We start from the raw sequence: 12,257 nt of genomic DNA, 5'->3' as shown, positions 1-12,257 counted from the left end.
CAGTCACTCTCAAATGCGTACAAAAGTATTAACAACTACCTGTAAGCAGCCCACCGAAAAACTAATGCGCTCCGGGGTTTGGGGGCGGCGCCACGCCCCCAACGGGGGGGTTGGGGGGTAGAACCCCCCAAAAGCTTGGATTGAGTGATAAAATCGAAAGTAACGCCCAATTTTAAAAGAGAGTTTCCCCTTAAAAATCCCAACTTCGTAGATTTACAAAAACGAGATACACCCGTAGAAAACTGCTATTTAATACTGATAACTGATAACTGAAAAACCCCCTAACCCCAACGACTAGCGATGGGCATTCGCCAACCAGTGCCAAAAGCGCGATCGCTAATTTTTAAGACCGGGGGAGCTTGTTTGCGCTTAAATTCGGCATTTTTAACTAATTTAATCACTTTCTGCACAATTTCTGCCTCAAAGCCGGCGGCGATAATTTGTTCGGCGGATTGATGGCGATCGATTAATAGTGCTAAAATAGCATCTAAAATCTCGTAGGGAGGTAAAGAATCTTGATCCTTCTGATTGGGTTTTAATTCAGCACTAGGAGCTTTATTAATCACATTCAGGGGAATAATTTCCCCGTGCCGATTTAACCAGCGACAGAGGGAATAAACCCTCGTTTTCGGCACATCAGCAATCACTGCTAAACCACCATTCATATCACCGTAAAGGGTGCAATATCCCACCGCCATTTCTGATTTATTGCCAGTGGATAATAGTAAATGACCGAATTTATTAGAGAGAGCCATTAATAAATTACCGCGAATGCGTGACTGAAGATTTTCTTCAGCAATACCGAAATCAGTCCCCGCAAAAATACCATCTAAAAGTTGATCATAAGCGTTCATAATTTCTTTAATTGCTAACTTCTCACTTTTGATACCTAAATTATTAACTAAAGCCACTGCATCGCTAATGGAATGGTCGGAACTATAGGGAGAAGGCATCATCACAGCGAGAACATTTTCTTTACCTAATGCGTCGCTGGCAATAGCAGCAACTAAACTGGAATCAATGCCACCACTCAAGCCGAAAATTACCCGTTTAAAACCGCATTTCTGCACATAATCTCGCACTCCTAAGACTAAGGCTCGATAAATTTCCTCATCTTCATTGACAGGTAAAGGATGAATAACTGCGGGTAACAAATCTTGATTAAACTCGATTAATTCTAGGCTAGAAGTAAATGCTTGGGCGCGATAAATCACTTCTCCTTGTCTGTTAAAAGCCACGCTGTCACCATCAAAAATTAAATCATCATTACCTCCCACTTGATTGACATAAACTATCGGTAAATTATATCTAGTGGCACTATGGGATAATAAAGATTCTCGCAATTTTTGCTTACCGACACTATAGGGAGAAGCGGAAAGATTAACGATTAAATCCACTCCTAAATTAGCTAAATCGGCGATGGGATTAACCGCGTATTGACGCTGACCCCAAAATTGTTCATCATTCCAAACATCTTCACAGATAGTTACACCGATTTTTACATTATTTTCTGTTAGTTGAAAATATTGACTTTCTTTCCCAGAAGCAAAGTAACGATCCTCATCAAAAACATCGTAGGTAGGCAATAAACGTTTAGTAAAAATTTGTTTAATCTCTTGACTTTTTAACAAAGCTATGCTATTAAATAACGGCTTTTCTCCTCTGACCGTTGCCGAGGGATTTTTTTCGACAAAACCGACTAAGACGGCTAACTTTTCTGGTAATTGTTGTGACAATAATTGCAATTGTCGAGACATTTTTTCCACAAAACCCAGATTTAATAACAAGTCTCTGGGAGGATAACCACAGAGGGATAATTCCGGGGTTAAAAGTAATTCTGCTCCCTGATTAAATGCCGTTTGAGCAGCCTCTAAAATTCTTTGGGCATTTCCTTCGATATCTCCAACAATGGGATTTAATTGAGCGATAGCAATTCTCATATTTTTTCCTATTTAAACAAAAACTAACGGTTGCTCTTTAAAGGGAGCAAAAGCTTTTTCATCAAAGCGATATAAACTAGCCGGACGACCGGCACCACGAGAGACTTTTAAACCCATATCCTTGAGAAATCCTAATTTCAATAGCCGATTTCTGAAGTTAGAATAATCACTAAAATTTTTACCTAAAATTGTCTCATAAAATTGATAAAGATCATTTAAAGTAAATAATTCTGGTAAAACCTCAAAAGCGACGGGACTATATTCTACTTTATTGCGTAATCTTCGCCAGCCATATTCCAAAATTTGACCGTGATTAAAGGCTAAATCTGGCACTTTATCAATCATATACCAAGTGATATTATGATCCTGTTCAGTGATTAACTTTGCTTCTTCAAACCGCACTAAAGCGAAGTAACTCACCGATAGATAACGTTTCCCAAAACTCTCGGCCGCTGCTGGGGAATCTCCCTCTGGACCGCCAAAAGTATATAACTGTTCCAGATAGAGATTATTGACGCTAATTTTCTCGGCTAAAATTCGATAGGCTGCCGTTTCCAGTGATTCCCCATTTCTAACTAAAGTTCCGGGTAAACTCCAGTAATTACTAAAAGGTTCTTCCCGTCGTTTAATCAGAAGCACCAGCAGCCGATTTAATTGGGTATCAACGGAAAAGATCACGTTATCAACTCCGACTTTAAAATCAGCTAGAGATTTATTAGCTAGGGTATTTGGCGATTTCATGCGTAAAGTTTTTGACCTTCGATATAATCTTTAATCGGTGCAGGAACAGCCTGTTTATCGCCTTTTTCTCGATAATCTGTTGAGGATACAGCCGGAGCAAATACATCGGCAATCAGACAATCACCCCCTAATGTTTGCAGTTGTTCAATATCATCTTGATTAATAGGATAGCCTGGACGAGGAATCACGAGAATTTTGACTTTTTCTAGTAATTCTCGGCTGCGATACCAGTGCCTAATTTGTCCAGCTAAATCAGAACCGATGACTAGGGTATATTCCTCCTGTTCTCCCCAAATTGCTTGCGCTTTTTCCACACTAATTAAGCTACGTCGATCGCTTAATTCTCGTCGCAGTTGTATATTATCTCTTGGGGGTTGAATATCCCGGATGAGCAAATTTAACATCCTCAGACGATGTTCGAGACTGGTTTGATGATTTTTAAAGGGATTATCGGCAGCCCAAACCGCAACGATATCGTACTGTTCCGATAACCATTTTAGTATGGCTTGATGACCGGCAGTAGGAGGATCGGCACTGGTTCCAAAAAGGGCAATTTTAAGCATAGGATTCAATTGCTTGCTCACTGAGGGATTAGTTTAACTCTGCTCAAGCTTGGCAAAGATTAACTTCTCCCCATTATAGTTGATTTTACCAAAATAGGGCAAGAGGATCAGTTATCTCCTGCAAAAGTAAGTTATCGAGCCGCTATCGGGTGAAAATATCTAAAACCCCAGATAAATTTGACATAATCTTAGGTTTTATAAATAGGATAGTTATCTCTTATCTTTTGTCTGCTACTGAAGATTTTTGATTCTTGCAGGAGATATTATTTTTTATAAAATTGGTGAACTAATTCTCAAACGTACTAACCCACAAACAGAAGGAGGCAAACCCATTACGCCGCGCTATGACTCCCGTAGCACTTAGCGGCCCAAACCACTGGCTCGATTTCTCCCTTTTGGAGTTTTTCTAGCGGGGTTGCTCCCTCTAAACGAATATCACCCGTAAGCAGAAAGAGCATTTGTGTCCAAGCACCATCTTCTTTTAGGACGGCTAACACTTGGTCTAAACCTGACAAAACTTTGCCATCAACAAATTGCCAAGCGGGATAAACTAATTCCTCGTTGACAGATAAACCTAAGACCCGATGATTGAGCCTCATAGTTTCTAATTCCAAAGAACTACAGGCTAAAACACGACAAACCTCAGCGCTGGTTAAGGTTCCGCCTTGCTTAGATAGGAACCGCTTCTTCGCTTCTTCGCCTCGTTTAATGGCAGCCTCCAACGCAGGGGCCAAAGCTAAAGGAGATTGTGTTTTTTGTATAGATTCTAACATTTTTAAGCAACCCTACCACCGCGAACGTATTTTAAATCCTTGATTAGTTTTTAGGAAGACCCTATCTACCCCTCATAATAACAGATGGTGGGCATTGCCCACAGGTGGGCGTTATCTACAAAGGCGCAATTGCGGTTCATTCTTTTTTCGGTGATATTTTAAGTTTTGCTGTAAATTTGACTCCAAACTCCATTCCTAACTCTAATTCAGCCTCCCATTCGAGATTCCGTTTTTTGCAAGCATTATTAAACTCATCATGAACTTTATCAATCAACTGGCTTAAGTCATCAATTGCCTGCTCAGGATCGATGAAGAGTGGAGCTAAAATCACGGACTCATCTTCACTTTCGCCAGATTTTTCAGTATTTCGACTCAGATCATCTCGTTGTACAACAACAATTTTAGGTTCTAAGGAAACAATTTTGAGTTTTTGAGTTGGCTGGAGATTATCAGACATTTAATCTTTCCTAAATCTTGATGAATAATAGAGGAAACCACGTTAAAGCGAAATAAATAGCTTTTCTAGTTTAAGAGTTTTTTGAGGATAATCAATGATTACCTTTAATTCTTTGAGAATGTCCCCTCCTAACATCCCATCAATATAGTATTTCGAGAATACTCCCGGAAGAGAGCCAAAAAAAACTTCTGTTTCACTAAACAAAATAGAACCTATTTCCAGTCTATCAAGCCTAGCAGTCCTATACCAAGAACTACCCGTTACACCACTTCCCCGAGCAGATGATTGAGATGTCGGTAAATCTAGAAAGTCTAATAAATCTGGATGAAAGACAGTCACCTGTGACCCCGTATCTAGTAGGACATTAACCGTTCTTCGGTTGTCGTTAAACTCAACAGTGACTGGAATCACCCACATAGACAATCTCTCAAGATTGTGGTCTCCCTCAAATGTATGTTCAACGACAATGACGGCCATGTAGATTAAGGATGATGGAGTAAGGATAAAAGCTGTAGCGTTGATAGCCAAGACTCATTATCAACTTTAAGCAACTTTACTTCCGTCAACAAGACCTGTATAAAACAAATATAAGTCTCCCTTCAAATGTTTAGTCTCTTGTATCAGCTTACTTTTATCGTCTGAATACCCAATAACCTTACCTTTCTCTGGCCAGCCATATTTGTCGCGACCAGTGATCTCTACGACCACCCATTGATCGGGGTAATAGGATGAGACATCGGCTATACTCAAATCTTCTGTTTTGTGGCTAAGTGTCTTCATGGCTAAGGTGGCAGTTGATTTGATCAGGATCTTTATAGATTCATAGATTCGCAATAGTCATCGGATGAATTGCTTCTGGCAACCGTCCTGCATATAACGGTACAGACACTCCAGATTGTTAACCGAGTCTTGAAAGCCCTGTGCTACAAAGGGTTGAAATGTTGAGAAAGATGTGACTAATCGACAGTAGTTGGGAGGATTTTCGATCTTAAGGTAATCAACATAGCTATATTTGTAGTCACCGATACTTGCTTAGAGGGGATTGCAATAACAACCAAAAAGTTATTTTGCTACTAGGATTACATGAGACAAAAGAGAAATCAACCAATAATTATTGGTTATTGCAAAACCCCAAATTTGGTAGGGGTTGGTTTCCCAACTGGGTGCTTGCTTTGGAAATAGAGACAAGATGTCAACCAACAATTGTTGCAATGTTTAACCAACAATTGTTGCTATCATTAAACAATAATTGTTGGTACTCCATTTCAAAATATGCTAACTAGCTCGAAAATACAGCCATGAAGACGCTCTCGTCAATGCCCCAAAACCTATCCGATGCCGAAAGGCAAGCAAGCAACTGTGGTTTGTATATTTCCAAGCTACAAGCTTTGTTGGCAGAAATCGAACCCCCATCTGAAAAATACAAAATGCTCCTGTCACTGTGTGATGCCCAAAAGCAGGCAAGAAACTGTGGTTTGGATATACCCAAGCTAGAAGCTTTGTTGGCAGAAATCGAACCCCTATCTGAAAAATACAAAATTATTTTCTATCTGGCGGCTACAGGTCTTTTTTCTGCGGATGACCTCGCTGAAATGTTCAATCATAGCAGCGGCAAAAATCTAAACGCAGATTTCAACAAAAATCTAGGATCCCATCTTAAACTTTATCTTGATTTAGATGACAGTGATCGTCTGGGAATTACTTCCCTAAGAAGGATTCTCTTTAAAAAGGGCTATCTTGTTGACATTAATGACGATGAATTAGTGAGAGTTTTGCCAACACGCTACGCTGAAAATTCTCAATTAGAGCAGTCTTTTACTGTCAGACACAATTAGTGCGGATGAGAAGACCACCAATCAAGGAGATTGATTTAAAAATGGAAAACACAGAGTTATTGTGCGAGATACCAACATCGGTCACTCCCCGTGCTGACATTATTAATGATTTGTTAGCTCAACTAGACAATGAACAGGATAGCGATATCCGTGCTGAAATCATAAGGAAATTAGGGGAATATCCTGAGCCTCAAGTGATTAAAAAACTTTGGGATTTGAGAAATAATCTCGAAAACGAATCTGATGATTTTGTGCAGTACGAAATCAAGCTTAGTTTGCATAAAGTGACTAATCATCCTAGTATAAATATTGATTTTTTTCTGGATAACTTAGAGGTATTCCCATCAAAAGATAACAATTCTCAAGCTCCAAAAGTCTTAATTGACGCTGCTCTGATTGAAGAGTTTTTATTACGAAATCAGACGACTCTTAACAGTGAAGCTACTAGGGTTATGGGACTTGTTTTAGAGGGAAAAATTAATCCTTACTTTGGAGAAATGGGATTAATCAAAATTTGGCATAATATCAAAAATCTGAAATCTCAAGAATATGCCAATCGTTTGATCATTGAACTTCTGAGTAAAATTAACGTCGGTCAAGTTAACTTGAAAGAAATTGACCTAGAAAAATATCCCAACGTTAATTTAAAAACGGCAATTCAAGTTGAGATTGCCAGAAAGTATAGCCTAGCAGGTATTATCACCATCGCAGATCGAGAATTCATTGCCAGTGGATATCCTTTTGTGGGTTCTCCTTCCTTATTCTTACAGTTTTTAGGGGAAGATACCTCGCCAGCTTCTATCGAAAGAACTCTCAAAAATCTCGGTAAAGCGGCAATGGAAAATGAAAAAGTAAAACTCAATCAGCTTTTAGAAAACGAGCCTCAACAAAACTTATTCTTTGAAGATAATCTTTTCCTTTTTCAAGGCTGGAAAATTGAGAACTTTGAAATTCTCTGTGCCAATAACAATTTAACTTCTGCGACAGTTATCTTATGCAATACAAAAACCCAAGAGCGTTACACTGAATCGGCCTTTAAAAAAAGTTCAGTAGATGCACTTTTTACTGCTTTTAATGAGGCTCTAGCTCATTTAGTTGAGGTTAAACATACCCTTAAATCTATCTATTTAGCCAACTTGACACCGGGTCAACAAGGAGCCACAACTGTCAAGGCGGTGGTTGAGTATGATGGTAAAGAAGTGATTACCATCTACACCCATGAAAATATTCTCAAGGCTTATTTTTTCGCCTACGTCAAAGCGATGATTGCCGTTTATGCACCCAAGGAATATCACCCCGATATTCATCGCACGGAAGAATTGACATATTTGCACAAAATTGGCGAACGAGATTTTCGGGGACTGAATTTCAGCCAAGTCAATTTAATGGATGGTGAGGCCAATCTTTCCGACGCAAAATTAATGGGATGTAACTTCAGTCAGGCTAATCTTTCGAGGGTTAATTTAACTAATGCTGATTTAACAGGAGCCGATTTAAGTCATGCCAATTTGAGCAAAGCTAATCTAACGGGAGCTAACTTGACCGATGTTAAATTAGATGAAAATAATCTAACCCTCCTTGATGGCACAATTTTGACTAACACAATTATGCCTGAAATTAACATTGAAATTAGCGGCGAATCTCGTTTAGAAAAGGTTGCTCAACTACTCAAACACATTGATCCTCAAAGTCAATCTCGAATCTTGGCTATTCACCCCATGACAGATTCCATCTGGTGGGATAATCCCCTTGGTCAAAAATTCTGGGAAGTTAACAAAGAACTAATCAAAAGGTGGATTTCTATTCAACGAGTCTTTATTCTTCCTGAAGTTCCGACTCCAAAGCATTTACAAGTGATTCAGGAACAACTTAACTCTGGCATAGAAGTTGCTTGGATTTGTCAGGAAAAAGCCAAAAATGTTGAAGGCTATCGTTGGGATGATACCAACCTATTGATTAGCGAAAACTTATCTGTTCCCAGAAATTCTTTTACAGCGAGAAGAACTATGAATGGTCAAACAGAATCAGGTTATATTTCCTATCAAACAAGAGTTGTCGAGACAGATAAAAGTATCTTTAACGCTCTATGGGAAAAATCCGAAAAACTCTCTACTCAAGCTAATATTCAGGAACAATTAGCAAACCTGAGTACCTGACCCCGAACTTTATTGTTTTATTAACTGATGCTCACAATGCGATCGCTCTTTCTATTCTATTTTGATAAAAAGCGATCGCTAAAAAGAAATTTCTCGGTCGTTTGTCACACAATCCTGAAGATATAAATCAATTAGTTCCTGATAAGAAATTCCTTTTTCTTTTGCTTTTTTTTCAAAGAAATCAATGACATCAATCCTTAAAGGTAAAGTGACCTGCCGCTTGAGTTGTTGAGCAAAAGGATTAGGACGACTTTTCATATTAGCGAGATCATACTCTGATTTCATAAACAATAACCTCGATGAGGACAGTATAGTATTTTGGTTAAATTTAACGACTCAATTATAATACATACAATCAAATTAACGATAGTTCGCTCTTAAAAAATTTTTCTCTCTCACCTCAGAAAAACTGCGATCGCTCTTTCTATTCTATTTTGATAAAAAGCGATCGCTTCCCCACAATCCCTAAAAAATAACCATAAAATTAATTAATAAGTGGGTAGGCGTTAAAAATTATCAGATGCCCCCCTTATTAAGGGGGATCCCCCCGCCTATCGGCACCCCCCTTATCAAGGGGGGCAGGGGGGATCGAACCTAAAATCCATTATTAATTTAATTATAACCAGCCACTTAGAATATCGGAGAAAGACAAAGATGATTATCGCTCAAGAAAAACCAACTATTGCGACAGTCACCAAAACCCCTGTCACTTTGGAAGCATATCGGGCGATCGCTGAAACTTCTCAGGAACGTTATGAATATTGCCATGGAGAAATGATTCTTATGCCTGGAGGAACCGCAACCCACAGCGCAATTGCGATCAATATCTCGGTTTTTTTGGGATTTTTATTGAGAGATAGGGATTTTCGTCTGTATAACAGCGATCTGCGGTTGTGGATTCCTGAATATCATTGTGGAACCTATACCGATCTCATGGTTGTTAACCATGAACCGGAATTTAACGGCGATCGCAAAGATGAAATTCTTAATCCTTTATTTATTGTAGAGGTGCTTTCCCCCGCCACGGAAGCCTATGATCGAGGTGATAAATTTAGAAAATATCGTTCCCTGCCAAGTTTTTGTGAATATCTGCTCGTTAGCCAAACTGAACCCTACATTGAGCAATATTTTAGACTCGCACAGAGCGATCGCTGGCAACTACAAACCTACGATCAACTTAGTCAAATAATCCCTCTGGAGAGTTTAAACGTTGAACTTCCCTTGCTAGAAATTTATCGTCGTGTTAGTTTTGCCGCAGCCTCATAAATCCCTTAATCCGATTAATAACCTTTCTATTTTGTTTTCATAAAAAGCGATCGCCCCACAGTTTAAACTCAAAAAACCGCCATCGACAAAGAAGCGGTGAGAAGTAGTTCATTGGAACTACTCTGGATAGTTAGGCAGAGAATGATATTGAAAGATGCCAAATATACTGCCGACACTGCCGATACTGAGAATACTGCCAACACTGCCAATACTAAGAATACTGCCGACGCTGCCAATACTGAGCATACTGCCGATACTAACCAGACTTAAAATGCTGCTGGCACTAGCGAGACTTAAAATACTGCCGGCACTGCCTAAACTCAAGATACAGCGATAACTAGCTTTGCTCAGATAATTAAGACCGGAAATCATGTTAAATCGCGGAAAGATTGGGGAATAGTTAGGGAAGTATTTTGCCAAACCTGTTGTAAACGCATAGCCGGCATAGTTAGATAAAGAATATCACCTTGATCGAGAGTGATTTCCAGTAATTGCCAACCGTGGATAGTTTGACCCTGTTTTTCTAGGTAAAGTGGCACAAAATCGGCATTCATCGCCGCTTCCTTGATAATTTGCCCCATAAAAGGATGATTAGGTGTGATTAATGTAGCCAAAGCAACCCAGAGAAGATCATCGGTCATGCCATTACCGAGAATTCTACCGCCCAAAGCGGCCGCAGCGAAGGAATAGGTAGCCAGATCCCGGGGACATAATACCGTATCAAAATCAAAAACCTCTTGAATCGATCGCCCGAATTGTTCCTGAGAGCAGCGTAAAACTAGATTAATTTTAGGAGCGATCGCTTTAGCAGTGAGGGCAATCTCCACATTAATCATATCCTCGTAAGTAACCACGATCAAAGATTCGGCGTTGTTAATATTAGCGGTTTCTAGGGTAGCCACTAGACGCGCATCCTCGATGATAACGGGGATTCCCCAGGAGCGCACGGAATGCAAAAATCGATTATTGGGGTCCGATTCAATCACCACCACTTCACAGCCTTGGTCGTGCAATTGTCGCACGATCCGGGTGCCGATACCTCCTAAACCACAGATAATGTGATGATTGCGGACGGGAATGCGGGTAGCATCCCAAAACTGCTTAAAGCGACTACCGAGGATAAAATCGTTAAGGAGAGCATAACAGATACCGATAACCCCCGCACCGACAATCATCATGACCACGGTAAAAATTTTGATACTATCGGGGGTAGATTCGGCCACTTTTTCGTTACCTCCGGCGCCGGTAATCATCCCGACGGAGAAATAGAGGGAATCGACAAGAGAAATTTTTTGATTAACGCTGAGATAGGTAATGGTAGCAAGGGAAATCATCCCCAGCAGGGAAAGGGTGACAAGAATTACTGGTTGGACATAGTGCTGATAGGGACGGAGATTGAGTAGATTTCTCAGCCACTTTTGCAGTTTAAAACGCTGTTTTGCCTTAATTGTCGGTTTATTGCCGATAATGAGATGATCGCCAGTTTGGAGTTTTTTACCCGAAAGAACTGCGGAAACCAGATCAATTTCGTCGTGGGCTGGGAGATAATAGATTAACATTCGGGCCGGATCGTCCCAAAGCTCGTAGAGGGGTAATCCCCACCAAGGATGATTTTCCTCGATAATTATCTCTTGAATTGGCCAAAGGCGATCGAATAGCTGTAATTGACCGATAGCTTTATTACCAAGGGCAGCAAAGGAAAAGATCGGGGCTGCTAGGGAAGCAACGCTCATGCTAACGTGAGCAGGGAGGGTTTGATCGAGTCTTTCTCCTAAAGTTTCGTTAAATAGTCGGTTAACTATCCGAATTTTCGGGTTAATTATTCTTGCGCGGGTGAGAATTTCTAGATTGAGTGCGTCGTTATCGATGGCCAAAACTAGGGTTTCTGCATCTGGAAGGCCAGCTTGCAGGAGAGTTTTAGGAGAGCAGGGATCGCCGATAATAATATCAGACTGGTATTCGCAGACCATTTGGCGATCGCTAATCGCTACTACTGCCGCAGATTGTTGTTTGAGTAAACAAAAGATTTTATAACCCGTGCGACCTAATCCACAGACGATGATTTGCGGTTTCATTCGTCGAGCGCGTTTTTTGCTGATTAACCTTTCAGTTCTAGCGCAAAAACTAGGAAAAATCTGTAACTAAAGATGCAATGCTGCCAATTTTCCTAATCAGGCTTTGAAGATGATAAAATAACCCTGATCATCGATTGAATCACTTCAGCCTTGACTCGCTTTCTCTGGGATAAATTTAGTAAAGATTACCTCGAAACTTTTCTTGCTTCTTCCGGTGACGTGAAAACTAGCCTTGATGTGACGGCAGAAACTCAAGAAATCGATGTGTATTTTCGACCGACTTCCCCCAAAATACCGCCCGAATTAGGCTTATTGGGCAAATTAGCTCAAACCCCTTGTCTATTGGAACCCTATCGCAATCCTGTCACGATTGAGGGAATTCTCGCTTGTTTATCTAAACTGTTGACTGTGCGGGAACAATTACAAAGAGAAGCTCACCGTCATCAACAAC

At 40.1% G+C, this 12,257-nt stretch carries 13 protein-coding genes and 1 pseudogene; 4 read left to right on the top strand and 10 right to left on the bottom strand.

The genetic code is table 11. From position 1 onward, the window contains the following. Positions 1–281 precede the first annotated feature (281 nt). The 7 genes from O9290_RS16160 to O9290_RS16130 all read right to left on the bottom strand — a co-directional run bounded on the left by O9290_RS16160 (position 282) and on the right by O9290_RS16130 (position 5,254). A complete protein-coding gene (locus O9290_RS16160; RefSeq protein WP_288054930.1) occupies positions 282–1,940 on the bottom strand; it encodes an NAD+ synthase in 1,659 nt (552 codons plus the stop codon). 12 nt (positions 1,941–1,952) lie between these two features. Then, entirely contained in the window at positions 1,953–2,681 is a 729-nt protein-coding gene (locus tag O9290_RS16155) for an NUDIX hydrolase (protein ID WP_288054928.1), read from the bottom strand. Further along, complete coding sequence (locus O9290_RS16150; protein WP_072923928.1) at positions 2,678–3,244, bottom strand: nicotinate-nucleotide adenylyltransferase; 567 nt, start codon at positions 3,242–3,244, stop codon at positions 2,678–2,680. Before O9290_RS16150 ends, O9290_RS16155 begins: the two co-directional genes overlap by 4 nt. Before the next feature lie 332 nt (positions 3,245–3,576). Further along, a complete protein-coding gene (locus O9290_RS16145) occupies positions 3,577–4,017 on the bottom strand; it encodes a hypothetical protein (RefSeq protein WP_002757317.1) in 441 nt (146 codons plus the stop codon). Between the two features lie 136 nt (positions 4,018–4,153). Next, positions 4,154–4,474 (bottom strand): hypothetical protein, encoded by a 321-nt coding sequence (locus O9290_RS16140; RefSeq protein WP_002757320.1) that lies wholly within the window; start codon positions 4,472–4,474, stop codon positions 4,154–4,156. 42 nt (positions 4,475–4,516) lie between these two features. After that, the gene (locus O9290_RS16135; RefSeq protein ID WP_155120357.1) at positions 4,517–5,002 is read right to left on the bottom strand and encodes a retropepsin-like aspartic protease; all 486 of its coding nucleotides are present in this window, start codon (positions 5,000–5,002) and stop codon (positions 4,517–4,519) included. Positions 5,003–5,017: 15 nt separating this feature from the next. Then, complete coding sequence (locus tag O9290_RS16130) at positions 5,018–5,254, bottom strand: hypothetical protein (protein ID WP_043998271.1); 237 nt, start codon at positions 5,252–5,254, stop codon at positions 5,018–5,020. 536 nt (positions 5,255–5,790) lie between these two features. Between O9290_RS16130 and O9290_RS16125 the strand changes: the two genes are divergently transcribed. Together O9290_RS16125 and O9290_RS16120 are read left to right on the top strand one after the other, a co-directional pair. Next, positions 5,791–6,309: a hypothetical protein gene (locus O9290_RS16125; protein ID WP_190380182.1), complete on the top strand. Its 519-nt coding sequence runs from the start codon at positions 5,791–5,793 to the stop codon at positions 6,307–6,309. A gap of 41 nt (positions 6,310–6,350) precedes the next feature. Then, positions 6,351–8,465: a pentapeptide repeat-containing protein gene (locus O9290_RS16120; protein ID WP_288054924.1), complete on the top strand. Its 2,115-nt coding sequence runs from the start codon at positions 6,351–6,353 to the stop codon at positions 8,463–8,465. A gap of 78 nt (positions 8,466–8,543) precedes the next feature. On the opposite strand, the gene O9290_RS16115 is transcribed toward O9290_RS16120, so the two are convergent. Further along, positions 8,544–8,750 (bottom strand): UPF0223 family protein, encoded by a 207-nt coding sequence (locus O9290_RS16115; RefSeq protein ID WP_002740011.1) that lies wholly within the window; start codon positions 8,748–8,750, stop codon positions 8,544–8,546. A 369-nt stretch (positions 8,751–9,119) separates the two neighbouring features. On the opposite strand from O9290_RS16115, the gene O9290_RS16110 reads away from it, so the two are divergent. Continuing rightward, positions 9,120–9,731: a Uma2 family endonuclease gene (locus tag O9290_RS16110; RefSeq protein WP_002793139.1), complete on the top strand. Its 612-nt coding sequence runs from the start codon at positions 9,120–9,122 to the stop codon at positions 9,729–9,731. A gap of 117 nt (positions 9,732–9,848) precedes the next feature. Here O9290_RS16110 and O9290_RS16105 read toward each other — a convergent pair whose 3' ends face one another. Both O9290_RS16105 and O9290_RS16100 read right to left on the bottom strand, forming a co-directional pair. Next, entirely contained in the window at positions 9,849–10,103 is a 255-nt protein-coding gene (locus tag O9290_RS16105) for a hypothetical protein (protein WP_002776534.1), read from the bottom strand. Continuing rightward, positions 10,100–11,806, bottom strand: a complete 1,707-nt coding sequence (locus O9290_RS16100; RefSeq protein WP_288054922.1) for a potassium channel family protein — start codon at positions 11,804–11,806, stop codon at positions 10,100–10,102. Before O9290_RS16100 ends, O9290_RS16105 begins: the two co-directional genes overlap by 4 nt. A 150-nt stretch (positions 11,807–11,956) precedes the next feature. Between O9290_RS16100 and O9290_RS16095 the strand changes: the two are divergent. Further along, a pseudogene (locus O9290_RS16095) lies at positions 11,957–12,257 on the top strand (DUF4351 domain-containing protein); the annotation flags it as partial.

The organism is Microcystis sp. LE19-41.2A, from assembly GCF_027530405.1.
In the GTDB taxonomy this organism is placed as follows: Bacteria; Cyanobacteriota; Cyanobacteriia; order Cyanobacteriales; family Microcystaceae; genus Microcystis; species Microcystis aeruginosa.
The sequence above is the reverse complement of the archived record's forward strand: the minus strand, read 5'-3'. Positions and strand labels throughout refer to the sequence as shown.